Genomic DNA, 24,052 nt, shown 5'->3' on the forward strand with positions numbered 1-24,052 from the left:
TGTAGTCGATATCGCCGGGGGCGATGCCGCGCAGGGCGTGGAGGCTGAGGCACATCATGCCGGTCATGATCACAAAGACGCCGGGCACGCCGTACCAGTAGCCCACAGCGCCGCCCAGCAGGGCGGAAAGGCCGTTGCCCGCGTGGTTCCAGGCTTCGTTGCGGCCCAGCTGGGCGGGCAGATGGGCCTGCCCCACCAGGCCCAGGGTCAGGCCGCTGATGGTCGGGGCCACGGCCGCCGCGCACACGGCCTGCACGATCTGCGCGCCGCCCACCAGCAGGGGCCGCTGGCAGAGGAAGATCAGGGCCAGCGCGCCCACGATGCCCAGCGAGGCCAGGGCCAGCAGCAGGCGTTTGCGGCGGGTGGCGTCGGCCAGAGCGCCCATGGGCGCGGTGACGGCCATGCCCGCCAGACCGCCGATGGTCATGACGTAGCCGATGCTGTCCGGCGTCCAGCCGTGGCTTTGCAGGAAGATGCCCAGGAAGGGCCCCAGGCCGTCGCGCACGTCGGCCAGGGCGAAGCAGAGCAGGGAAAGACAGGTCAGGGAGCCGGCCTTGCCGGCCAGTTGCGGCGGCAGGGCGCGGGGAGCGAAAAAGGACAGAGCGGACATGCGGGCCTCGGTCAGCGGAGAGTGGGGGAGATCGGCCAGGGATTGTTCCGAAAAACGCGGCCGTTGGCAAGAGGGGCGCGGCTGGCCGCCGGCGGCGAGCCGCATGCCGCGCCCGCCCTGTCCCGCATCCTGTCCGCCGGCGGGACGGCGACGCATGCCCTTGCCAAAGGGAGAGGAAAAGGGCTAGGAAAACTCTTTCATTTTCAGGAGAGGAGGCTGCTGTGGCATCTCCCTATATGGACGGCGTGCGCCGGGCCCTGCCCATCGTGCTGGGGTACGCGCCGGTGGCGTTCGCCTTTGGTGTGCTGGCCGTCAAGAACGATATCCCGCCCGCCCTGGTGGTGGCCATGTCGGTCTTCCATTTCGCCGGGTCCGGGCAGTTCGTCTGCGCGAGCCTCTGGGGGGCCGGCGTGGGCGCCGTGTCCGTCATCGTGGCGGTCTTCGTGGTCAATCTGCGCCATCTGCTCATGTCCGCGGCCATGGCCGAGCCCCTGGCCCCTCTCAGCCGCCTGCAGCGTTTCCTGTTCGGCTGCGAGATGACGGACGAGACCTTCGGCGTGCACATCACGGCCTTCCGGCGCGGCTGGCAGTTGAGCGCGGCCACGCTCTACACCTGCAACCTCACGGCCCACGCATCCTGGGTGCTGGGCACCGTCGTGGGCGTCTTCTGCGGCGGGCTGGTGCACGACGTGAAGCCCCTGGGCCTGGATTACGCCCTGACGGCCATGTTCCTGGCCCTGCTGGTGCCGCAGTGCGTCAGCCGCCTGCATGTGCTGGTGGCCGTGGTCACGGCCATCCTCTCCCTGTCCCTGAAGTTGGCCGGCATGGGGCAGTGGAACGTGGTGGTGGCCACGGTGCTGGGCGCGAGCCTGGGCGTGGCCTTGCTCTACCGCAACAAAAGCGCCCTGCCGGACAGGAAGGAGGAAGAGGCATGAGCTGGCTGCAGCAAAATGCGGAATTGCTCTTCTGTCTGGTCGGGTGCATGCTGGTGACGGTGATCCCGCGCGTGGGACCGGTCATGTTCCTGCGTGCCGAAAGCCTGCCCGACCTGCTGCGCCACTGGCTCTCCTTCGTGCCCGTGGCGGTCATGGCGGCCCTGCTGGGCCCGGACGTCTTCATCTACCAGGGCGAGTTCATGCTCTCGTGGCGCAATCTCTTCCTGATGACGGCCATCCCGGCCCTGCTGGTGGCCTGGTGGAGCAAGAGCTTTTTCGGCACCATCGCCTTTTGCATGGGCTTCGTGGCCCTGATGCGCTATCTGGGGTGGTACTGATGGCCCGCGCAGCACGGCCGCACTGCCCCTTCCATCTGCGGGAGGCCCATCTGCCCCCGGCCCTGCGCAAACCGCGCAAGCCCGGGCCGCCCCTGCCGCCCCCGGCCCGCAGCGCCCGCCTGCTGGTGCGCCTGGCCCCGGAGGATACGGCCCTGTTCCGCTTTTTGCTGGAAGGCTACGACAACACGGCCTATTTCACCGTGCTGGAACCGCGCGCGGCCCTGCTCAAGCTGGTCTTCTCGCCCCACCGGGAAGAAGCCCTGCGCCGGGCCCTGGCCGAGATGGCCGAAAGCCTGTCCTTCACGGTGGAGGACTGGCCCACGGACAGGGGCCGGGACCGTTCCCCGGACAGCACCCCGGACGATGCCGCAAGCCATCTTCCGGGCGGGGCCCCAGACAGTGCTCCGTCCGCAGCGCGCCCGTGACGCGCGTACCGCCGTCACGGACGTTTTTTGCTCCCCATCCTCATGGCCCTGCCGGGAAGGGGAGGTCAGCCAAGGCAGGGCGGGAGCGTGGTGCTGATGCGACAGGAAGGCCCCTGGAGCGATGACGGACAGCCCGGGAAGCGGGACGCCGACGGCGCGCCCGCGGCTGCGGACGGCCACGGCGGCCTGAGCGCTGCCGTGCCGGTTGTCCGGCCCCATGCCCGGCCCCATGATCAGTTCGATGACGTGGCCGGCCCCCTGTCCGGCGCTCCGTGCGCTGCCCGGCCCGATGGCCGTCAGGCCGCCTGCATGGCGGCCCCTCTGGACGCCCTGCTGTCCGCCCTGAGCGCCGCCGGCTTCGATGTGGAGCGCCGGGACGGCCCCGGCAGCCTGCGCGCCCTCTGCGCCTTCCACCGCCGTGACGAAGCCTATGTGCTGCACCGCAAGGCCACGCTCTGGGCCGCGGAGACGCACGAATACCTGCAGGTCCATGACCTGCCCCTGCTGGACTTGGCCGCCTGGGAGCGCATCCGCGACGGGGCCCTGGCCTGGGGCCGGGAACAGGTGCGGCCCCATGACGAGCACATGGCCTCCTATGTGAGCGTCAGCATCCTCTGCCGGGCATGGCGGCAGGACGCGGCCGACGCCGTGGCGCGCTGCCGTGTCTGCAAAAGTTTCTGGTGGGGCCTGCGCGGCTGGATGCGCCTGCGCGTGCTGGCCCTTGTCCTCCCCGCCGCGCCGCGGCGCGACACCGACACCGCCGATGCCGCCTGCGCCTGCAACAAGGCAGCCCGGGCCACCCTGCTGCCCCTGGTGCGCGGGGCGTTCCCATCCCTTTTTTCCCGTGAGCGTGCATCATGAATTCCCTGTATCTGCTCCTCGGCGGCCTGGTCCTGCTGGGACTGGGCTATTTCGTCTACGGCGCATGGCTGGAAAAAGTCTGGGGCGTGGACCCCTCCCGTCCCACGCCGGCCCATCAGTTCCGCGACGGCGTGGACTACATGCCTTCCAAAGCGCCGGTGGTGCTGGGGCACCATTTTTCCTCCATCGCCGGGGCCGGGCCCATCAACGGCCCCATCCAGGCCGCCATTTTCGGCTGGCTGCCCTGTTTCCTCTGGATCGTCGTCGGCGGCATCTTCTTCGGCGGCGTGCATGACTTCGGGGCCCTGTTCGCCTCCCTGCGCAACAAGGGCCGCTCCATCGGCGAGGTCATCGCGGGCAGCATCGGCCTGCGCGCCAAGCGCCTGTTCGTCATCTTTTCCTTCCTGACCCTGGTGCTGGTGGTGGGCGCGTTCGCCTCCATCGTGGCGGGCACCTTCAACGGCTTCATGACGGACGCCTCGGGCGCGCTGGTCCACAACCAGGTCAACGGTTCCACGGCCACCATCTCCCTGCTGTTCATCGTGCTGGCCGTGATCTTCGGCCTGCTGGTCTACCGCTGCGAGATGCCGCTGGGCAAGGCCACCCTGCTGGGCCTGGCGGGCATCGTGGGCGTCATCGCCCTGGGCCTGCGCTTTCCCGTCTATGCGGGCTACGACACCTGGATGTGGCTGCTGGGCCTCTATATCCTGCTGGCCTCGGTGACGCCGGTCTGGATACTGCTCCAGCCCCGCGACTACCTGAGCTCCTTCCTGCTTTACGCCATGATGCTGGCCGCCGTGGTGGGCATCGCGGCCGCCCATCCCGTCATCGAGCTGCCCGCCTTCACCGGCTTTGAAGTCAACGGTCAGTACCTGTTCCCGGCCCTGTTCGTGACCGTGGCCTGCGGCGCCATCTCGGGCTTCCACTCGCTGGTGGCCTCGGGCACCACCTCCAAGCAGCTGAGCAGCGAAGGCGACGCCCGCCTGGTGGGCTTCGGCTCCATGCTCATCGAAAGCGCCCTGGGCATCGCCTCGCTCATCGCCGTGGGCTATATCTTCACCCGGAACGGCAACGCCTTCACCAGCCAGACGCCCACCCAGGTGCTGGCCGACGGCCTGTCGCAGATGCTGGCCTGCGTGGGCCTGGGCAGCGGGAGCGCCCGCGGCGTCACCTACGGCCTCATCATCCTGGCCGTGTCCACCTTCTGCCTGACCTCGCTGGATACGGCCACCCGCCTGGGCCGCTATATGTTCCAGGAACTGTGGCTGGCCCCGGGCCAGAGCGTGAAGGACGTGCGCGGCTGGCGCGCGGTGCTGGTCAACAAATATGTGGCCACCCTGGTGACCGTGGCCCTGGGCATGAGCCTGGGCTTCGGCGGCTATGCCAAGATCTGGCCCCTGTTCGGCGCGGCCAACCAGCTGCTGGCCGCCCTGGCCCTGCTGGCCGTGGCCTGCTGGCTGCAGAACCTGGCGCGCCGCAACGGCATGTTCCTCGTGCCCATGTTCTTCATGCTGCTGGTGACGCTCTCGGCCCTGGTGCTGGGCATCGTGGCCCAGGGCAGGGCCCTGCTGGCCGGTACGGGCGGCGCTGTGGCCGCCCTGCAACTGGTCATCGCCGTGCTGCTGCTGGTGCTGTCGCTGGTGCTGGTGCGGGAAGGCTGGCAGGCCCTGCGCCGCAAGGGATGCCCTGCGGCGGAAAAGGCCTAGACGGGTCTTTCCCCTGAACAGACTGGTGGGGAGGAGCCGCCCGTGATGGGAAGGGCTCCTGCCTGTCGGCGTACGATAAAAAAGGCGGATCCAGGGATCCGCCTTTTCGCGTCCCGATGTCTGCTGGTTGTGCCGGGATGTTCCGTGGGATGCCGGCCGGGGCCGGGAGGGGCTTCGGACCTGTCCGCCGGCATGGCGCAGGGGCCATACTGAAGATGCCCCGCTCCGGCGGCCTGGCGTCCCGGGGAGCTAGCTGTTGAAGATGACCGGTTCCTTGCGCTGGGCCTCGGGCAGATGGCCCTTGGCATAGCCCAGGCTCAGGGCGCTGACGAACTGGCAGCTGTCCGGCACCTTGTAGCGGGCCTTGATCTCCGGCCGGTTCATGAAGTCCTGGGCGAAGCCGATCCAGCAGGAGCCGATGCCCCTGGCGTGGGCGGCCAGCATGATGTTGGCCGTGCAGAGGGTGCCGTCATAGACGTACCAGTGCGAGGCCGTGTCCCCGTAGACGCAGACCACGTTGTGGGCGTCATAGAAGATGTTGTAGTTGGGATTGTCCAGCCATTCGCGGTACTGGGCCAGCCAGGGGAAGTCGTCGAAATGCTCTTTGAGCCAGCCCTTGATCTCGTCGGAGAGGGCGGCGATCTTTTCCCTGTCCGTGAGGGTCACGAAGCCCCAGGGCTGCATGCCCGAGCCGGTGGCGGCCTTGGTGCCGATGGTCAGCAGCTCCAGGATCTCTTTCTTGGGGATGGGCCGGTCCTCATAGGAGCGGCAGGAACGACGGGTGAGAATGCATTGCAGGGCATCCATGATATGACCTCGATCATGTCTTGAAGATGGAACATGTCCCGTGGCGGCACGGGTACAGGCCAGTATAGAGGATACCGGCGCAAAGGTCGAGCCGGGGCACGGGCGCGTCCTTCCGGCTGGACATCGGGGCGCACTTCCCGTAGTCAGCGCGGGAGAGGCGCTGCCTGCGGGGCGGCCCGCGACGGTCCTGTTCCCCGGCTCGCGGGGCGGCAGGCGCTCCCGGCCGGAGGTGCGATGGCGGCATCTGCCGGAAGGGCTGCGGGGATGCGCGGCGCCGGAACATGTTTTACTGGAGGCTACATGCAACGGATCCTTTGGGCCCTGACCATCCTGCTCCTGACCGCCGCGAACTGCGCGGCCGGGCAGCATGCCCTCCGCGTGACCCGGGTGGCTGATGACCTGTATGCCGCGTGGGCGTGGGATGTGCTCATCAGGACGAAATTCTGTTTCGAACAGGCCGCCGGAGCCCGGGCCGTCCTGACTTCGGACAGGAATGGGCTCCTTTTCCCGGACAGCGGCCGGCGCTGCGCCGTGGAGGACGTCTATGTTCGGAAGCTGCTGCGGCGGGGACGCCATGAGCTTGTCGTCACCCGGGAAGAGGAGGGCCTTTACCGGATCGGGGACACGAAGGTCGTGATCTTCACGGCCGCCTGCCGCGCATTGGCCGTACAGGACGCGGCGGTGCTGGAACTGCCTGACGGGATCTCCGGCACGCTGCGCCTGCACGATGACACATGCCGGGTGGAAGGCGTCTTCGAGGCGGTCCCGTACTGAGGCATGACGGGCTGCCTGCTGCGTCCGTTCTCCGGTCCCGTGGGCCGGACGGCACGCCAGGGAGCCTGCGGGACGGCGATATCCCTGCCCGGCACCGGGCGGCACGGGGCACGGCGGCGGACGTACGGAGGCGCACGCAAAAAAAAGGCCGCCGCGGAACTCCTCTGCGGCGGCCTTTCATGCTCTGGTACCCGGAGCCGGGCTTGAACCGGCACGGCATAGGCCGAGGGATTTTAAGTCCCTTGTGTCTACCAATTCCACCATCCGGGCGTGGGCTCTTTTGTAGCTGGCCGCTCCTGCGGCGTCAAGGGGCGGGCACCGGCGGGCCGGGCGTTGCCAGACGGGCGGCAAGCCGCTACACTGCCCAAGGCTCCGCCGTCGCAAGGAGGCCCGGAAAGGATGTGCGTTTTCGTGCAGCGCTGCTTTGTCCGGGCCATGCCGCAGGGCCTCCGCCCTCGCCGTGGCGGAAGACAGGGAAGCTCATCGGGACACGCGCGAAGACCGTCACGGACGGTCAGACAACCATGAGCGGAGGTCCCTGGCGCGTCCGTCCGTGTGCGGCTGTGCGGGACAAGGCGGGCGGGAAGACCCCACCACTACCGAACGAACGTCCGTGGGGGATATCCGGCTCGAGGCAGCCCGCTTTGCAGATGCCGGGACCATGCGTCCGCCCGTGCGTGCCTTGTGGCCCCGTGGCGCTCCGGTATCGTCGCTCGCCGCGTCCGCTCGCGGACGGCTTTCGTGGCCGGGGCCCCGGCATCTGTGGGACATCGTCTTGCGGCGGGCGGCCCTGGGGATGGAGGCCTTTGTGCCCCTGGACCGCGGAGCCGTGGAGGAGAGATATGTCATTCTGGAATACCTGCATCCTGGCCTATTGCCGTCTGGGCATCGCCGGGCTGTCGCCCAGGGCGCCCGGCACGGCCGGCTCGGCGCTGGCCGCCCTGCTGGCGCCCCTGATCTTCCTGCCCCTGCCGCTCTGGGCGCGGCTGCTCTTCCTGGCCGTGATCTTCGTGACCGGCGGTCTGGCCGCCACGCGGGCCGAAGTCCTGCTGGGCCGCACCGACCCCGGCGAGGTGGTCATCGACGAACTGGCGGGCGTCTGGATCGCCCTCCTGCCCCTGGGTGCGGGCGACTGGTCCTGGGCCGGGCTGGTCTGGGCCTTCGCCCTGTTCCGCCTGTTCGACATCTGGAAGCCCTGGCCCGTGCACGCCTCGGAAAACTGGCTGCCCGCGGGCTGGGGCATCATGCTGGACGACGTGCTGGCCGGGCTCATGGCCATGATCTGCCTGCTGGCGCTGCGGGCCCTGGGCTGGGTTTAGGAAGTTTTTTGCGGGCATGGTCCTTCGGGTGTTTTGGGGGGAAGGGGACCCCTTTGGCTGGCGCACAAAGGGGTCCCCTTCCCCCCGAGCCCCCCATCCCTCCCCAAACGCGCTTTATCGGGGAGGATCGGGCGGAAAAGAGGGCCAGACGCCAGGCCTGGAGGCGATGCGCTCTCGGGGCTGGAGAAATGAAAAAGGACGCTGCGGCGTCCTTTTTTTGTGTCTTTTGCGGACACAAGGCATGATGGAGGAAAAGGGCCCGAAGCCGTCTCCCGTTTTTTGATGGAGCTGCGCAGGCGGCGGCCTCCGGTCAGGGAGGCCGCATGCCATCCACAGGACGCAACAAAAGCGCACCTCTGTCATGCCGTCAGGGGTGCGCTGCAAAGGCGGGTCGGGTGCGGGCTACTTCATGCGGTAGGTGATGCGGCCGCGGGTCAGGTCGTAGGGCGAGAGCTCCACCTTCACGCGGTCGCCGGGCAGGATGCGGATGTAGAATTTGCGCATCTTGCCGGAAATGTGCGCCAGCACTTCGTGGCCGTTTTCCAGCTCCACACGGAACATGGCATTGGGCAGGGCTTCCTGCACCACGCCGTCAACTTCAATGGAACCTTCTTTAGCCATATTTCCTCCCAAAAGATTCAGATGAGCGGCGAATATCTACACGGAAGAAGCAAGGTCTGTCAACGCTTTCGTGCGCCGCGGGCCTTGCGCGGGGCTTCCGCCGGCGGCGTGGCGGCCTGCGGACGCGGGCTGCGGCAGAGCAGCCAGAGGCCCGCGGCCATGAGCGGCAGGCAGAGCACCTGGCCCATGGTCAGCCAGCCGAAGGCCAGATAGCCCAGCTGGGCGTCGGGCACGCGCACGAATTCCACGCCGAAGCGGAACACGGCGTAGAGCAGGGCGAAAAGGCCGGACACGGCGCCCGCCTTGCGCGGCCGGGCGGAAAAGATCCACAGCACCACGAACAGCACCAGACCTTCCAGCAGGCCCTCGTAGAGCTGCGAGGGGTGGCGCGGCCAGGGCCCGCCGCCGGGAAAGATCATGGCCCAGGGCACGTCGCTGACCTTGCCCCAGAGCTCGCCGTTGATGAAGTTGCCCATGCGGCCCCAGAACAGGCCCTGCGGCACCAGGGGCGCGATGAAGTCCGAGACTTCGAGAAAAGACTTCCCGCGCGTGCGCGAGAAATACCAGAAGGCGCAGAGCACGCCCAGCAGGCCGCCGTGGAAGGACATGCCGCCGTTCCAGATGCGCAGTATCTCGCCGGGGTCGTCGATATAGGCGGGCAGGTCGTAAAAGAGCACATAGCCCAGGCGCGCGCCCAGGATGACGCCCAGCATGACGAAGGTCAGCAGGTCGTCCACGTCCACGGTCTTCCAGCCGGAGCCGGGACGGGAGGCCCGCCAGCGGGCCAGGCCCCAGCCCACGAAGAAGGCCAGCAAATACATGAGGCCGTACCAGCGCAGCTGCAGGGAGCCGATGCTGAAGGCCACGGGATCGATGGCGGGGAACTGCATCCGTCTAGTCCAGGGGCCTGGCGTGGAACGCGCCGCTGCGGCCGCCATCCTTGAACAGCAGGCGGACACGGCTGATGACGATGTCGCGCTGCACGGCCTTGCACATGTCATAGATGACGGCGGCGGCGGTCTGGGCGGCGATGATGGCTTCCATCTCCACGCCGGTGGGGCCGGTGGTGCGCGTTTCGGCCTCGATGCGTACGCTGGGCGGGGTGTCGCGCACCTCGAAGCGGATGTCCACCAGGCTCAGGCCCAGGGGATGGCAGAGCGGGATCAGCTCGGCCGTGCGCTTGGCGGCCATGATGCCGCCCACCTTGGCACAGGTCAGCACGTCGCCCTTGGGCAGGGCGCATTCCTTGAGCAGTTCCAGGGTTTTGGGCGAAAGTTCCACGATGGCTTCGGCAATGGCCACGCGCCGGGTGTCGGGCTTGGCGCCCACGTCCACCATGGTGATGTTGCCGTCCTTGTCCAGATGGGAAAAATTGTCCTGCATGAGGTGTTCCTTGCGTAAGAGTGTGCCTTGCTGTGTAGCGCATGGCCCGGCGCAAGGCAAGACGGCCCCTGCCGTACGGGAGCGCCGGAGCGGGACAGGGGATCATCCACGGCCCGTCAGTGGTCGCTTCCCCAGCGCACCGGGCAGGGAAGCTGGCGTCCCTCCCGGGGGCGCCGCTCTCGCGGAGCCCCGGGCGGCCAGCCCCGCGGATGTCCCGGCTCCCGTCCTGTCCCGGCGCGGGGACGGGCATCCCCGGTGTCCGCCGGAGGAGCGGTGCCGAAGCCGCCCCGGCCGCCCTGTCGTCCGGCCTGTACTGGCGCGGGACGGGGCCTTGGCCCTTGCCCTCGGAGCAGCGGCGAAGCCCCGGCCCGCCCAGGCCGTCCTGTCCGTGCCCGCAGGACGGGGAAGCGGCGTTGCCCCGTGGTTCGGCGACGCCCCGGCCGCCCCGCGCGGGGAGTTCAGAGCGGAAACGCGGGCCGCGAAATTTTTTTGCGAAAATGCTTGCCAGTCAGAGGGAAATCCGCTACATATCTTTTTGCGCCGAAGTGGTGGAATTGGTAGACACGCTAGGTTCAGGGTCTAGTTCTGGCAACGGAGTGGGAGTTCGAGTCTCCCCTTCGGCACCAATGGAAAGCAAAGGCTGGTAGCAATACCAGCCTTTTCCTGTTTTTGGGCAAATCGCTGTCTGTTGCCGCGCCGCGCCGGAAGACGCGGCACTGCCACGGGCCACATGCGTGCATGAGGTTGTAGCCGCGCGCCACCGGGGACAGACCGCTGGGCCCGTTGCGCTGCGGCCCTCCGCCGTGCCGCCCGTCCCGGCGGAGTGATCGCGCTTGGCCGGAAGTCCGGGCTGCCCTGCTGGTGTCGCGGGCCGCGCACTGGCGCCGCAGAGGTGGGATGCGTCTCTTTCCAAGAGGGAAGGGGCGCTTTTTTTATGCGCGGACGGGGGAAGGGCGCGGGCAGCGGGAGGCGTCCGCCATGCCGTGCGGGCCCGGCGACGCTGCCGGGCTGGCACGGGCCGACGCGCGGGGAGGAGGGCGGCTGTTCCCGGCCGTGCGGGCGCGGCTCAGAAATCAGGCCGCTCCAGACGCAGGCAGCGTCCGGCCACCACCAGGAAAACATCTTCCGCCGCAGCGGCCAGCAGCTGGTTGGCCAGGCCCAGACCGTCATCGAAGATGCGTCCCAGACGGCTGGTCTGGATGCCGCCGAGGCCCGTCTCGCCGGAGACCAGCACCCAGCGGCAGGGAAAGGTCCGCATGACCGCGAGCAGTTCCGCCACTTCTTCCCGGACGGCGGTCTCGAGATCGGCCGGCTCCGGGGGATCGTCCAGGGCGAAGAGGATGTTGCCCATCCAGAGGGTCACGCAGTCCAGCAGCACGGTGGGCATGGCCGTGGCGGGAGCCTGGGCGGCCAGCAGGCGCGCCAGCTCCCGGCCCGGATGGCGGGGGCATTCCACGGTCCGCCAGTGCCCAGGACGCCGCAGGCGGTGGCGGCGGATGCGTTCGGCCAGATCCGCGTCGTCTGCGGCCGCCTGCGCCGTGGCCAGATACCAGACCGGCCCGGCGGCCCGCGCCGTGACCAGGGCCTCGGCCAGGGCGCTCTTGCCGCTGCGTGTACCGCCCAGGAACAGGGTCAGATCAGGATGGTCCATGGGTCCTCCTCAGGTGCTGCCGCGAGTGCGGGCTGTCGCCGTCTTCGTGAGTGCAGGTGCCGGCGCATGGCGCGAGCCGCACGGGACGCCGGGACATCGGGACAGCGGCCTGTGGTCGCGGCCGTGCCGCCATGCCATGCGGGCCGTACCATGCTCGCGGATGGGGGCGCGCGGGGACACCGGCCGGGCGCACAGCGCGTCCGCATCGCCGTATGCGGCCCTGCCGCCGGTGCTTGCGGGCCGCTGTCGCATGATCAGGTGCGCACCGGTGCGTCACGGTCCGTCCCGGCGCTGCGTTCCTTGTTCAGGGCAGGCAGCAGGCCAGCAGCACGGCGCATTCCGTGGTCTCGATGAGCGCGCCGAAAACATCGCCCGTCACGCCGCCGATGCGCGCGCGGGCGGCGGAGAGCAGCCAGATGCCGGTCAGGACGGCGGCCAGCAGGCTGTACAGGCCATGCCGTCCCATCGCGAGACAGGCCACCAGACAGAGCCCGAGGGCCGTATAGGCGTAGCGTGGCTTCATGCCGTCGTGCATCATGCTGCCCAGACCGCCGGGCCGGGCCGTGGGCAGGCGCATGCCCGCGAAGACCTGACAGCGGCCCAGCATGCCCGCCAGACAGCAGGCGCACAGGGCGTGCAGGGGCGCCGTCCCGACCAGTGCCGCCAGGGCCGCGACCTTGGTGGAAAGGACGAAGAACAGGGCCAGCGCGCCGAAACTGCCCAGACGCGAATCCTTCATGATGGCCAGGCGGCGTTCCGGCGGCGCTTCCACCAGCAGGCCGTCGCCGCAGTCGGCCACGCCGTCGAGGTGCAGGCCGCCGGTGACGGCGGTCCAGGCCAGGGCGGCCAGGACGCCGCAGGGCAGGGCGGTCAGGCCCAGCCGGGCAGCCAGCAGCAGGGCCAGACCGGCCAGGGCCCCCACCAGCAGGCCCACGGCGGGCAGCCAGGCCACGATGCCGGACAGCGTGGGCGGCAGGGGCGCTTTGCCCACGGGCAGACGGGTGAAGAAGGCCACGGCGGCGCGGAAAGAGCTGATGACGGACATGGTGCAGTGCCTTGCTGAAGGTTGGGGGAAAATTTTTCGCTGCCTGTCCTGCTGTCCCGTCCTGCGCGTCCTGTCCCGGGCGGGCTCAGACAGAGGCGGCCAAGGCCGCGAAGACCAGCAGGGAGGCCAGGGCCGCGAAGACCAGCAGGGAGGCCCACATCAGGCGCACGGCCTGCCGGATGTGTCGGGCCGTGGCCAGCGGGCTGCCGTCGCCCAGCCAGGGATGCCGGCGGTACAGGGGGCCGTACCAGGCCGGGCCGCCCAGACGCAGGCCCAGGGCGCCCGCGAAGGCCGCCTCGCTCCAGGCGGAGTTGGGGCTTTCGTGGGCGCGACGGTACCGCCAGCCTGTACGCCAGGCCCCCCGGCCGTCGAGGCCGGGCAGCAGGGCGGCGGCCAGGGCGATGCAGGGCAGGGCCAGACGGGCCGGGCACCAGTTGAGCAGGTCGTCCAGCCGGGCGGCGGCCGTGCCGAAACAGCGGTAGGTCTCGTCGAGCTTGCCCCACAGGGCATCCAGGACATTGGCGGCGCGATGGCAGGCGGCCAGGGCGGCCGCACCGGGCAGACCGGCCAGCAGCAGGCCCGTGGCGGCCCAGAACAGGGTGCCGAGCACGCCGTCGGTCAGGTTCTCGCCCACGCTCTCCACGCAGGCCCGGGCCACGCCGTGGGCGTCCAGCTGTTGCGGGTCGCGGCCCACCAGCATGGACACGGCCCGGCGGGCACCCGTCAGGTCCCCGGCTTCCAGCGGCAGGGCCACCCGGCGGGCGTGTTCGTCCAGACAGCGGGGCGCCAGACAGAGGGAGACCGCCACCACGCAGACCAGCCAGGCGGCCGCATCACCGGCCAGAGCTCCGGCCAGCAGGACCGGCAGGGCGGCGCAGAGGGCGGCGCACAGGACCAGGGCCAGACAGGCCAGCAGACCGGCCAGACGCAGGCGCAGGCCGTTGGGACCGCGCCGGAGCCTGCTTTCCAGACGGGCGGCCAGCGCGCCCAGGGCGCAGACCGGATGGACGCGGGCCGGCGGCTCGCCGCAGAGGCGGTCCAGCAGCAGGGCGGCGGGCAGGAGGAAGACGGCGGACGAAAGACTCATGGCAGCGGCTCGTCGGGGACAATGTTTCGGGTGCGGGGCAAGTGTGCGCAAAAAACGCGGGAGCCGCAAGCCGGGATCGGGAACGCGGCCGGGCCGGGCCGCTGGGCAGCGCTGCAAGACGGGCAGAACAGGCTGTTTTTTCAGGATAAAAATAAAAAAAGCATAAAATGTGAAAAAAATGCTTGCCATGCGGGGGCGAATCCTGTAGACAAATTTCCACGCCGAAGTGGTGGAATTGGTAGACACGCTAGGTTCAGGGTCTAGTTCTGGCAACGGAGTGGGAGTTCGAGTCTCCCCTTCGGCACCAATGGAAAGCAAGGGAGTTCGAGTCTCCCCTTCGGCACCAATGGAAAGCAAGGCTGGTAGCAATACCAGCCTTTTCCTGTTTTTGGGGAATGGCAGTGTCGGGGCCGCGAGGGCCGCGAGCCCCATGGGGCCCGCGCGGCGCGCCATCAGCACCGGGGCAACGGTGCCGCCTCCATCCTGCTGCGGTGAAACGGCTTGCGCCTGTTCCCGCCGTGTCCCGGCAGTCCGTCACGGATGGCGCAACGCCGCCTTTGTCCCGCGCCCCCTGCCTTTTTTCCCGCCGCTGTCTCTTCCCCTCCCTTGTCCCGCTTTTTTCCGCTCCCGTCGCCTCCCCCGCTGCTTTTGCCGCGCCCTGTTCCGGGCCTCTTCCCGGGGAGGCTGGCGTTTGTCCGCCGCCCTTGCGTGCCCGCCGCTGTGCCTTGCCCCGCCCGGCCTTTCCCGCGCGGGCATGGAAAAGGCCGCCTCCCGGGGGAGACGGCCTGTGATGCTGTCGTGGCTTGACCGGACTGTCGCGGCTGGGGGCGGCTGGGGCTGCCCCGGCTCCGGCGCGGGAACGTGCCTTAGGCCAGCACTTCCACGGTGGCCTGGGCGATCTGCAGTTCCTCGTTGGTGGGGATGATGAGGACCTTGATCTTGCTGTCCGGGGTGGAGATGGTGCGGGCGCCGGGCTTGCGGGTGCCGTTTTCTTCCAGGTTCAGGCGCACGCCCAGTTCTTCCAGGCCTTCGCAGACCATGGCGCGCACGATGTCGTCGTTTTCACCGATGCCGGCGGTGAAGACCAGGGCATCGACCTTGCCGCCCAGCAGCAGGAAGTAGGCGCCCAGGGTCTTCTTGATGCTGCGGACCAGCATCTTGAGGGCCAGTTCGGCCTTCTTGTTGCCCTTTTCCACTTCCTTGTGCACGTCGCGCATGTCGGTGAAGCCGCACAGGCCCAGCAGGCCGGACTTCTTGTTCATCAGGGTGTCCATCTGTTCGGGGGTCAGGCCCTTCTTTTCCATGATGAAGGGCACGATGGCCGGGTCGATGGAGCCGCAGCGGGTGCCCATGATGAGGCCTTCCAGAGGCGTGAGGCCCATGCTGGTGTCAAAGCACTTGCCGTCCTTGACACAGCTCATGGAAGAGCCGTTGCCCAGGTGCATGGTGATGGAGCGCAGCTCGGACTGGGGCTTGCCCAGATATTCGGCGGTCTTCTTGGCGATGTATTTGTGCGAGGTGCCGTGGAAGCCGTAGCGGCGGATGTGCATTTCCTCGTAGATCTCGTAGGGCAGGCCGTACATGTAGGCTTCCTGCGGCATGGCCATGCCGAATTCGGTGTCGAACACGGCCACGTTGGGCACGCCGGGGAAGAGCTTTTCGGCCACTTCGATGCCCATGAGGTTGGCAGGGTTGTGCAGGGGGCCCAGGGGGAAGCAGTCGCGGATGATCTGCTTGACCTTGTCGTCCACCTTCACGGTCTCGGTGATGGCTTCGCCGCCGTGCAGCACGCGGTGGCCGATGGCGTAGATCTCGCTCTTGTCCTTGATGACGCCCTTTTCAGGGTCGGTCAGCAGGGCGATGACCAGTTCCATGGCTTCCACATGGGTGGGGAAGGCGCTTTCGCGCACGATCTTTTCTTCGCGGTCGGTATCGGGGGCGATCTTGTGGGTCAGCTTGCCCGTGCCGCCCTGGCCGATGCGTTCGGCCAGACCGGAAGCCAGGACGGTCTCGGTATCCATTTCCAGCAGCTGATACTTGCAGGAGGAAGAGCCAGCGTTGATAACCAGTACTTTCATGAGAGGTTCCTCGTCGGGGGGAATGCGGGACGGAGCCGAAGCTCCGTCCCGGGATTGGCAGTGTGGCGGAAAGGACGGCCGCCGGGCAGGGCCCCCAAAAGGGGAGCGCCCGGCGGGCAGGGCCCTTAGTCGTGCTTTTCGGCAGCGGCCTGGATGGCGGTGATGGCCACGGTATTGACGATATCGGGCACGGTGCAGCCGCGGGAGAGGTCGTTGACGGGCTTGTTCAGGCCCTGCAGGACAGGACCGATGGCCACGGCCTCAGCGGCGCGCTGCACGGCCTTGTAGGTATTGTTGCCGGTGTTGAGGTCCGGGAAGATGAAGACCGTCGCCTTGCCGGCCACCTTGCTGTTGGGCAGCTTGGTACGGGCCACGGTGGGATCGATGGCGGCGTCGTACTGCAGGGGGCCTTCCAGGGAGAGCTCGGGAGCCTTTTCCTTGGCCAGGGCCGTGGCTTCCACCACCACATCCACGTCGGCGCCCTTGCCGGACGTGCCGGTGGAGTAGGAGAGCATGGCCACGCGGGGCTCGATGCCGAAGACCCGGGCCGTGTCGGCGGAGGCCACGGCGATCTCGGCCAGCTGCTGGGACGAGGGGTTGGGGTTGACGGCGCAGTCGCCGAAGACCAGCACGCGGTCCTTGAGGCACATCAGGAAGACCGAGGAGACCACGGAATAGCCGGGCTTGGTCTTGATGAATTCGAAGGCCGGGCGGATGGTGTGGGCGGTGGTGTTGACCGCGCCGGAGACCATGCCGTCGGCGTCGTCCTTCTTGACCATCATGGTGGCGAAGTAGGTGGCGTCGGCCATGACGTCGCGGGCGCGTTCGATGGTCACGCCCTTGGCCTTGCGCAGCTCGGCGTAGGTGGCGGCGTAGTCTTCGAACTTGGGCGAGGTCACGGGATCGATGATGGTGGCCTTGCTGATGTCAAGGTGCAGTTCGCGGGCCAGCTTGCTGATCTTGTCCGCGTTGCCCAGCAGGATGATGTCGGCCACTTCGCGGCGCAGCAGGATGTCGGTGGCCTGCAGGATGCGGGGTTCCTCGCCTTCGGCCAGGACGATGCGCATCTTGTTGGCCTTGGCGCGTTCGATGAGGTTCAGTTCGAACATCATGGGCGTCATGCGGCCGGGGTTGGTCATGTTCAGGCGGGCGCTGATCTCCTTGCCGTTGACGTAGTGGTCATAGAGGCCCAGCACGGTGTTGATCTTGCGGGTGTCGGTGGGTTCGATGAGGCCGTAGATCTCCTGCAGGGAGAGGAAGGCCTTGGAGGTGTGCTGGTCGGTCAGCAGCACGGGCAGGGGCGCGCCGGTCCAGCCTTCGATGAGGTTGCTCACCTCGGTGCTGGGACGGATGCCGCCGGTCAGCAGCACGCCGGCGATGTCGGGCTTGCTGGAGGACAGGCGCGAGGCGATGGAGGCCAGCAGGATGTCGGTGCGGTCGCCGGGGGTGACCACCAGCTGGTCCTTGGCCAGATAGCCCAGGAAGTTGTCCACGTGCATGGCGGCGATGAGGTAGTCGCCCACCAGGGCGTCGAGGTGGGCCTCGCCGGAGAGCACTTCGGCGTTGAGGCCCTTCTGCAGGTCGCGCATGGTGGCGCGGCCCAGGGCGGGCTCGTCCGGGATGGCGTAGACCAGGCCGGGCTTGTCGTCCACGGCGAAGATGTCGCCCAGGTCGTCGGTCTCGGCGCGGGTCAGGCTGGAGCGGTTGACGATGGTGGCCACCACGTCCAGGGCATAGGGGGCCATGGAATCGCGGGTCACCAGCAGGGAGTCGCGCACTTCCTCGGCGTTCTTGCCTTCACCGCTGGTGATGAGCATCACGGGGCAGCCCAGGTTGGAGGCGATCTCGGCGTTCAGTTCGAATTCGAAGACCGGGTCCTTGCCCAGGAAGTCGGTGCCCACGCAGAGCACGAAGTCGTGGCGGCTCTGCAGCTCCTTGAATTTCTGGATGATGTTCTCGATGACCAGGTTGCGGTCGCCCTGGTTGATGATGGTGCGCACTTCCTGATGGGTGTAGGCGAAGGTGTCGCAGTAGTCCTGACGGAGTTTGAAGTGTTCCAGCAGCAGGTTGATGTCCGGGGCGCGGTCATCCAGCTGGGGCTCGTTGATGATGGGGCGGAAGATGGCCACATCCTGCATGTTGCGGCTCAGGATGGACATGGTGCCCAGGGCGATGGCGCGCTTGCCGGTGCGCGGGCCCGTGGCGGTAAGGTATAGGGCGCGATGCATGGTTTCCTCCAGGACGGGGCGCTGGCCCCGGTGAATCATTGGCCGTTATGTCTGGAGTTTCGTGGGCCCGAAACTCCCAAGCGCGGGTTCAGGGGTGGCGCGTCAGGCGCCGCGGCCCGCAGGCCGCTGCCCTTGCGGGCGGAAATATGGTGGTGCGGATCGTGCTTCCCGCGGGCGCGTCCCCGGCGGCTGCCGCCGGGTCGCGCAGGCTGCCCCTGCGCTCCAGATAATCGGGGCGCGGCCGTTGCGGCCGCGCCCCTTCAGTCATTCAGCGTATGCCGGCTTAGTTCTCGCTGCCGGGATGGGGCAGGCTGGCCAGCTGCTTGTACAGCGCGTGACGTTCGTTGTAGGCCTTGTCCAGTTCGGCCTTGAGCTGCTTGGACACTTCGGGATCCTTCTTGTCCAGGGCGGCGAAACGGGTCTCGCCGGCCAGGAAGGCCTGCAGTTCGCCGTTGGGATCCTTGGTGTAATCCAGCTGGAAGGGATTCTTGCCTTCCTTGGCCAGTTCGGGATTGTAGCGGTACAGGGGCCAGTAGCCGGTCTGCACGGCCAGCTTTTCTTCTTCCTGGCTCTTGCCCATGCCCTTGCGGATGCCCTGGTTGATGCAGGGGGCGTAGGCGATGATCAGCGAGGGGCCCTTGTAGGCTTCGGCTTCGCGGAAGGCCTTGAGCACCTGCTGCTTGTCGGCGCCCATGGCGATGGAGGCCACATACACATAGCCGTAGCTCATGGCCATGCGGCCCAGGTCCTTCTTGCCGATGCGCTTGCCGGCAGCGGCGAACTGGGCGATGGCGCCCAGCGGGGTGGACTTGGAGGCCTGGCCGCCGGTGTTGGAGTACACTTCGGTATCCATCACCAGGACGTTGATGTCGTCGCCGGAAGCCAGGACGTGGTCCAGACCGCCGTAACCGATGTCATAGGCCCAGCCGTCGCCGCCGAAGATCCAGACGCTCTTCTTGGTGAAGAGGTCGCCCATATCCCACAGCTTGTGGGCCAGGGCGTGGTTGGCTTCGGAGAGGCTGTCCAGGTTGTCCAGGATCTCTTCGCCGTACTTGCGGGAGCCTTCGGCGTCTTCCTTGTTGTCCAGCCAGCCCTGCAGGGAGGCCTTCAGTTCGTCGTCCACGCCTTCGGTGGCCAGGGCTTCCTGCACGGCCAGGGCCAGGGCGGCGCGGCGCTGCTTGTAGCCCAGACCGATACCGCAGCCGAATTCGGCGGCGTCTTCAAAGAGGCTGTTGCCCCAGGCGGGACCGAAGCCGTCCTTGTTGGTGGTGTAGGGCGTGGTGGGCGAGGAGGCGCCCCAGATGGAGGAGCAGCCGGTGGCGTTGGCGATGATCATGCGTTCGCCGAACAGCTGGGTGAGCACCTTGACGTAGGGGGTCTCACCGCAGCCGGCGCAGGCGCCGGAGAACTCATGCAGGGGCTGCTGCAGCTGGGAACCCTTGACGGTGTCGCGGGCCATGAGGTCGTCCTTGATGGAGACGTTGGCTTCGGCGAAGGCCAGGTTGGCCACCTGGGCGTCGATCTGGGTATCCAGGGGCTTCATGGACAGGGCGCGCTTTTCAGGCTTGGTGGGGCAGACTTCCACGCAGGAGCCGCAGCCCAGGCAGTCTTCGGCGTAGACCTGCATGCGGAACTTCATGCCGGTCAGTTCCTTGCCCTTGGCGGGCACGGTCACGAAGCTTTCGGGAGCGCCGTCCAGTTCGTCGTCATTGGCGACCACGGGGCGGATGGCGGCGTGGGGGCAGACGAAGGAGCACTGGCAGCACTGGATGCAGTTTTCGGCCACCCATTCGGGCACGTTGATGGCCACGCCGCGCTTTTCGCAGGCGGCGGTGCCCAGGGGCATGATGCCCGCGGGTTCCATGGCGGACACGGGCAGCTTGTCGCCGCGCTGGCCCAGGATGGGACGCACCACGCCGGCGATGTAGTCGTCGTCGCCGCAGTGGCAGACTTCGGCGCCTTCGGTGGCATCAGCCCAGGATTCGGGGTATTTGATCTCGACCAGGGCGTCCATGCCCTTGTCCACGGCGGCGATGTTCATGTTGACGATCTTGTCGCCCTTCATGCCGTAGGTCTTCTTGATGGATTCCTTGAGCAGGGCCACGGCCTTGTCGAAGTCGATGACGTTGGCCAGCTTGAAGAAGGCGGTCTGCATGATCATGTTGATGCGGCCGCCCAGACCCACTTCCTGGGCCACGGCGACGGCGTCGACATTGAAGAACTTCAGGTGCTTGCGGGCGATGGTGCGCTTCATGGAGGCAGGCAGGTGCTTTTCCATGTCTTCCAGCGACCAGTTGGAGTTCAGCACGAAGGTGCCGCCGTCCTTGATGCCGTCCAGGATGTCGTACTGGGTGACGTAGGCGGCCTTGTGGCAGGCGATGTAGTCGGCCTGGGTGATGAGGTAGGACGACTGGATGGGGCTCTTGCCGAAGCGCAGGTGCGACACGGTGAAGCCGCCGGACTTCTTGGAGTCGTAGGCGAAGTAGGCCTGGGCGTACATGTCGGTGTTGTCGCCGATGATCTTGACGGCCTGCTTGTTGGCGCCCACGGTGCCGTCGGCGCCCAGACCGAAGAACTTGCACTGCACGGTGCCGGCGGGCACGGTGTCGATCTCTTCTTCGACGTCGAGGCTCAGGTTGGTCACGTCGTCATTGATGCCCACGGTGAAGTGGTTCTTGGGAGCCAGGCCCAGCATGTTGTCGAACACGGCCTTGGCCATGCCGGGGGTGAAGTCCTTGGAGCCCAGACCGTAACGGCCGCCCACGATGGTGGGAGCTTCGCCCTTTTCCATGAAGGCGGTGCACACGTCCTGGTACAGGGGCTCGCCCAGGGAACCGGGTTCCTTGGTGCGGTCGAGGACGGTGATGGTGGTGGCGGTGGCGGGGATGGCCTGCAGCAGGTGTTCGGCCGAGAAGGGACGGAACAGATGCACCTTGACCAGGCCCACGCGCTGGCCGCGTTCGTTCAGGTAGTTGACGGTTTCCTGGATGACTTCACAGGAGGAACCCATGCTGATGATCACGCGGTCGGCTTCGGGATGGCCCACATAGTCGAACAGGCGATGCTTGCGGCCGGTGATGGCGGCCACTTTCTTCATGTTTTCCAGCACGATGCCGGGCACGGCGTCATAGTAGAGGTTGCAGGCTTCGCGGTTCTGGAAGAAGATGTCGGGGTTCTGGGCGGTGCCGCGGATATGGGGATGTTCCGGGTTCATGGCATTGGCGCGGAACTCTTCGACCTTGTCCCAGGGCACCAGTTTGCGGATGTCTTCGTAGTCGATGGTCTCGATCTTCTGCACTTCGTGGGAGGTGCGGAAACCGTCGAAGAAGTGGCAGAAGGGCACGCTGGCATCCAGGGCGGACAGGTGGGCCACCAGGGCCAGGTCCATGCATTCCTGCACCGAGGAGGAGCAGAGGAAGGCAAAACCGGTCTGGCGACAGGCCATGACGTCCTGATGGTCGCCGAAGATGGACAGGGCATGGGAAGCCAGGGCGCGGGCCGAAACATGGAAGACGCCGGGCAGCAGTTCGCCGGCGATCTTGTACATGTTGGGGATCATGAGCAGCAGGCCCTGGGAAGCGGTGTAGGTGCTGGTCAGGGAACCGGCGGCCAGCATGCCGTGCACGGCACCGGCGGCGCCGGCTTCGGACTGCATTTCACGCACGGTCACGGTCTGGCCCATGAGGTTCTTGCAGCCCTTGGCGGCCATTTCGTCCATGACTTCGCCCATGACGGACGAAGGGGTGATGGGGTAAATGGCTGCCGTGTCCGACAGAGCGTAGGCAATATACGCGGTGGCGTTATTGCCGTCCATGGTTTTCATTTTCGCCATCTGTTCCTCCTTGCGCATCTGTTTCGACACGCATGTTTTTCCGTAAGGGATGCACCGGCGCACCGGCGCCTTGTCGCGAGCAGGGAGGGGCCCATCGTCGCCGCCGCGGGAAGACGGGGCGGCAGGAAAAAAGTCCGCAAAAATGGCCGGGACCGAGCCCTGTTGGCGATGGATGAGCCCTACCACAAAATTGTTTGTTTGAACAGTCTAATATGCCCTGGTTGTGAAAAAAAATATTTTCGCATTTTTTCCATCAAAACAAGGCAGTTGGCTGATTGTTCCCCGTTTTTTGCGGGGTCGGGCGCCTGTCGCGGCCTTGGTCTTTCTTCTGGCTGCCTACTAAAAAGGACGACAAAAGGCAACTACGGGAATTTTATGAAATATGTTATGCAAATAAGGCCGCATGGCGGCGCGCCGCAGGCCGGCCGGCTGCGCGGGGTCCCGGCCCTGCTCCCCCCCATCATAAGAAAGGGGCCCCCTTGCGGGGGCCCCTCCAGGAAGGCATGGCGGACGGGCGGACTAGATCTTGCCGCCGGTCTTGAGTACGGCCTGCATGCCGCCGGAGGCATTGACCACATCGGTGATGCCGTTGCGGGCCAGGATCAGCACGCTGTCATAGGCGCGCAGGCCGGTATTGCAGATCAGGGCCACGGGGCGGTCCCTGGGCACTTCATCGACGCGGCCGGGCAGCTCTTCCAGCGAGATGGAGTGCCATTCGGGATGCACGGCCTGCACGGCCTGACCGGCCTTGGCGGGACGGGCGTCGATGAAGAAGACATTGTTCTCGGCGCGCTTGTTCCACAGGTCCAGGAACTCCTCGGCGGTGACGGGCTTCACCCGGCCGGCCAGCACGTTGTCGGCCACGTTGCCCACCACGTTGACCACGTCCATGGCCGAGGCGAAGGGCGGCGCGTAGGAGATCTCCAGGTTGGAGATGTCGTCCACGGTGGGCGCGGCGTACTGCAGCACGGCGGCCACGGCGTCCACGCGGGCCTTGAGGGCGTCACCGGCGGTGCAGGCGCCCTGGATGCCCAGCACGCGGCGGTTGCTCCGGTCAAACACCAGTTCCAGGCTCATCATGTTCTTTTCAGGATAGAAGTGGGCGCGGTCCAGCTGTTCCACGGCCACGGAGAGGGCGTCATAGCCTTCCCGGCGGGCGCGCTCCACGGTCAGGCCCGCGCCGCAGAAGGACATGTCGAACAGCTTGACGGCCCAGGTGCCCACGAAGCCGGGGAAGATGGCCTCGCCGCCGGCCAGGTTGGTGCCGATGACGCGGCCCTGGCGGTTGGCCATACTGCCCAGGGGCAGATAGCCCGGCTTGCCGGTGATGAGGTTCCTGATGGCCACGCAGTCGCCGCCGGCGTAGATGTCGGGATCGCTGGTCTGCATCTTTTCATTGACCACGATGGCGCCGAAGGGGGCCACTTCCAGACCGGCGTTCCTGGCCAGCTGGCCGTTGGGCAGGAAACCGGCGGCAAAGATCACCAGCTGGGCGGGCAGCTCGCGCTTGTCGGTGACGACCGTGCAGACAGCGCCGTCCTTGCCTTCCAGCCTGACCACCTTTTCGGAGGTATAGACGGACAGGCCGTGGGCCTCGCAGTCGTGGGCGGCCATCTTGCCCATATTGTGGGAGAGCACGCCGGGCAGCATCTGGTCCATCATCTCCACCACGCTGACCTTGACGCCCCACATGTCGGCCAGGGCCACGGCCGCTTCCAGACCGATGAAGCCGCCGCCCACGATGACGGCCTCGTTGACCTGGCCGTGTTCGCAGGCCTTGCGGATGGCGTCGGCGGCTTCCAGACGGGTGAGGGTCAGGACGTTCTTGAGGTCATGGCCTTCCACCGGAGGCAGGCGCGGCGTGGCGCCGGTGGCCAGCACCAGCTTGTCGTAGGGCAGCTTCTCTTCCTGGCCGGTGACCACGTTGCGCACCAGCAGGGTCCTGGCCGCGCGGTCGATGGCCAGGGCGCGGGTCTGGTTGCGCACGGTGATGCCCTTCATGGTACGGAAGAATTCGGGATCGCGCACGGTATGGTAGGGCGTGGCGCGCAGGTCGTCGAGGTTGTTGACCTCGCCGGACACATAATAGGGGATGCCGCAGCCGCCGTAGGAGATGAAGAGGTTTTCATCCACCAGGGTGATCTCGGCGTCGGGCATCAGACGTTTGCAGCGGCAGGCCGCCTTGGGGCCCAGGGCCACGCCGCCGATAACCAGGATCTTCTGTGCCATGATGCACTCTCCTTGTAGAGACGTTAGCGTGTGAAAGGGACGGACGCCGCGCAGCGTGCGCCGTCCGCGGGCAAAGGGGCCGCGTCCCGGCGCGGGATGCGGGCGTCGCGGGACACGGGTCCG

General features: G+C 67.2%; 19 protein-coding genes and 3 tRNA genes. 9 read left to right on the forward strand and 13 right to left on the reverse strand.

All coding sequences use genetic code 11. The features are described from left to right. On the reverse strand, positions 1 to 610 hold a 610-nt coding region (locus Q1X76_RS08190), incomplete at its 3' end, for an MFS transporter (RefSeq protein ID WP_300719184.1). 221 nt (positions 611 to 831) lie between these two features. Between Q1X76_RS08190 and Q1X76_RS08195 the strand changes: the two genes are divergently transcribed. From Q1X76_RS08195 to Q1X76_RS08215, 5 genes are all read left to right on the forward strand, one after another. Continuing rightward, a complete protein-coding gene (locus Q1X76_RS08195) occupies positions 832 to 1,545 on the forward strand; it encodes an AzlC family ABC transporter permease (RefSeq protein ID WP_366140996.1) in 714 nt (237 codons plus the stop codon). Next, positions 1,542 to 1,883: an AzlD domain-containing protein gene (locus Q1X76_RS08200; protein ID WP_300719185.1), complete on the forward strand. Its 342-nt coding sequence runs from the start codon at positions 1,542 to 1,544 to the stop codon at positions 1,881 to 1,883. The genes Q1X76_RS08195 and Q1X76_RS08200 overlap by 4 nt, the downstream gene beginning before the upstream one ends. After that, the gene (locus Q1X76_RS08205; protein ID WP_366140997.1) at positions 1,883 to 2,308 is read left to right on the forward strand and encodes a DUF4911 domain-containing protein; all 426 of its coding nucleotides are present in this window, start codon (positions 1,883 to 1,885) and stop codon (positions 2,306 to 2,308) included. Before Q1X76_RS08200 ends, Q1X76_RS08205 begins: the two co-directional genes overlap by 1 nt. A gap of 96 nt (positions 2,309 to 2,404) precedes the next feature. After that, positions 2,405 to 3,169, forward strand: a complete 765-nt coding sequence (locus Q1X76_RS08210; RefSeq protein ID WP_300719186.1) for a hypothetical protein — start codon at positions 2,405 to 2,407, stop codon at positions 3,167 to 3,169. Continuing rightward, on the forward strand, positions 3,166 to 4,875 hold the full coding sequence (locus tag Q1X76_RS08215; protein WP_300719187.1) for a carbon starvation CstA family protein: 1,710 nt from the start codon (positions 3,166 to 3,168) through the stop codon (positions 4,873 to 4,875). The genes Q1X76_RS08210 and Q1X76_RS08215 overlap by 4 nt, the downstream gene beginning before the upstream one ends. A 249-nt stretch (positions 4,876 to 5,124) precedes the next feature. Here the strand turns inward: Q1X76_RS08215 and Q1X76_RS08220 are convergent, their stop codons facing one another. After that, positions 5,125 to 5,682, reverse strand: a complete 558-nt coding sequence (locus tag Q1X76_RS08220; RefSeq protein ID WP_300719188.1) for a nitroreductase family protein — start codon at positions 5,680 to 5,682, stop codon at positions 5,125 to 5,127. A 300-nt stretch (positions 5,683 to 5,982) separates the two neighbouring features. On the opposite strand from Q1X76_RS08220, the gene Q1X76_RS08225 reads away from it, so the two are divergent. Further along, entirely contained in the window at positions 5,983 to 6,456 is a 474-nt protein-coding gene (locus tag Q1X76_RS08225) for a hypothetical protein (protein WP_300719189.1), read from the forward strand. Between the two features lie 185 nt (positions 6,457 to 6,641). On the opposite strand, the gene Q1X76_RS08230 is transcribed toward Q1X76_RS08225, so the two are convergent. Next, a tRNA-Leu gene (locus tag Q1X76_RS08230) sits at positions 6,642 to 6,726 on the reverse strand. A 572-nt stretch (positions 6,727 to 7,298) separates the two neighbouring features. Here Q1X76_RS08230 and Q1X76_RS08235 point away from each other — a divergent pair. Continuing rightward, complete coding sequence (locus tag Q1X76_RS08235; RefSeq protein WP_300719190.1) at positions 7,299 to 7,775, forward strand: phosphatidylglycerophosphatase A; 477 nt, start codon at positions 7,299 to 7,301, stop codon at positions 7,773 to 7,775. A 402-nt stretch (positions 7,776 to 8,177) separates the two neighbouring features. Here Q1X76_RS08235 and infA read toward each other — a convergent pair whose 3' ends face one another. Genes infA through moaC form a run of 3 tightly spaced genes read right to left on the reverse strand, consistent with a single transcriptional unit; the run spans position 8,178 to position 9,779 of the window. Beyond that, complete coding sequence (gene infA / locus Q1X76_RS08240) at positions 8,178 to 8,396, reverse strand: translation initiation factor IF-1 (protein ID WP_006008898.1); 219 nt, start codon at positions 8,394 to 8,396, stop codon at positions 8,178 to 8,180. A 59-nt stretch (positions 8,397 to 8,455) separates the two neighbouring features. Then, complete coding sequence (gene lgt / locus Q1X76_RS08245) at positions 8,456 to 9,286, reverse strand: prolipoprotein diacylglyceryl transferase (protein ID WP_300719191.1); 831 nt, start codon at positions 9,284 to 9,286, stop codon at positions 8,456 to 8,458. A 4-nt stretch (positions 9,287 to 9,290) separates the two neighbouring features. Continuing rightward, positions 9,291 to 9,779 (reverse strand): cyclic pyranopterin monophosphate synthase MoaC, encoded by a 489-nt coding sequence (gene moaC, locus Q1X76_RS08250; protein WP_300719192.1) that lies wholly within the window; start codon positions 9,777 to 9,779, stop codon positions 9,291 to 9,293. Positions 9,780 to 10,318: 539 nt separating this feature from the next. Between moaC and Q1X76_RS08255 the strand changes: the two genes are divergently transcribed. Continuing rightward, positions 10,319 to 10,405: transfer RNA gene (locus Q1X76_RS08255), tRNA-Leu, on the forward strand. Between the two features lie 440 nt (positions 10,406 to 10,845). Here the strand turns inward: Q1X76_RS08255 and Q1X76_RS08260 are convergent. The 3 genes from Q1X76_RS08260 to cbiB form a co-directional block, all read right to left on the reverse strand. Further along, entirely contained in the window at positions 10,846 to 11,430 is a 585-nt protein-coding gene (locus tag Q1X76_RS08260; RefSeq protein ID WP_300719193.1) for a bifunctional adenosylcobinamide kinase/adenosylcobinamide-phosphate guanylyltransferase, read from the reverse strand. Between the two features lie 304 nt (positions 11,431 to 11,734). Continuing rightward, complete coding sequence (cobS, locus tag Q1X76_RS08265; RefSeq protein ID WP_300719194.1) at positions 11,735 to 12,475, reverse strand: adenosylcobinamide-GDP ribazoletransferase; 741 nt, start codon at positions 12,473 to 12,475, stop codon at positions 11,735 to 11,737. Between the two features lie 85 nt (positions 12,476 to 12,560). Then, positions 12,561 to 13,562 (reverse strand): adenosylcobinamide-phosphate synthase CbiB, encoded by a 1,002-nt coding sequence (gene cbiB, locus Q1X76_RS08270; RefSeq protein ID WP_300719195.1) that lies wholly within the window; start codon positions 13,560 to 13,562, stop codon positions 12,561 to 12,563. A gap of 220 nt (positions 13,563 to 13,782) precedes the next feature. Between cbiB and Q1X76_RS08275 the strand changes: the two genes are divergently transcribed. Beyond that, positions 13,783 to 13,869 (forward strand) — tRNA-Leu (locus Q1X76_RS08275). A 559-nt stretch (positions 13,870 to 14,428) separates the two neighbouring features. Here the strand turns inward: Q1X76_RS08275 and Q1X76_RS08280 are convergent. From Q1X76_RS08280 to Q1X76_RS08295, 4 genes are all read right to left on the reverse strand, one after another. Beyond that, on the reverse strand, positions 14,429 to 15,640 hold the full coding sequence (locus Q1X76_RS08280) for an acetate kinase (protein WP_300719196.1): 1,212 nt from the start codon (positions 15,638 to 15,640) through the stop codon (positions 14,429 to 14,431). Positions 15,641 to 15,765: 125 nt separating this feature from the next. After that, positions 15,766 to 17,868 (reverse strand): phosphate acetyltransferase, encoded by a 2,103-nt coding sequence (pta, locus tag Q1X76_RS08285; protein WP_300719197.1) that lies wholly within the window; start codon positions 17,866 to 17,868, stop codon positions 15,766 to 15,768. Positions 17,869 to 18,151: 283 nt separating this feature from the next. Continuing rightward, positions 18,152 to 21,700 (reverse strand): pyruvate:ferredoxin (flavodoxin) oxidoreductase, encoded by a 3,549-nt coding sequence (gene nifJ, locus Q1X76_RS08290; protein ID WP_300719198.1) that lies wholly within the window; start codon positions 21,698 to 21,700, stop codon positions 18,152 to 18,154. A 519-nt stretch (positions 21,701 to 22,219) separates the two neighbouring features. Continuing rightward, positions 22,220 to 23,929 carry an FAD-dependent oxidoreductase gene (locus tag Q1X76_RS08295; RefSeq protein WP_300719199.1) on the reverse strand — a complete coding sequence of 570 codons (1,710 nt, stop codon included), beginning with the start codon at positions 23,927 to 23,929 and terminating at the stop codon, positions 22,220 to 22,222. Positions 23,930 to 24,052: the final 123 nt, after the last annotated feature.

This window comes from uncultured Desulfovibrio sp. (assembly GCF_949282365.1).
Classification (GTDB): domain Bacteria; phylum Desulfobacterota; class Desulfovibrionia; order Desulfovibrionales; family Desulfovibrionaceae; genus Desulfovibrio.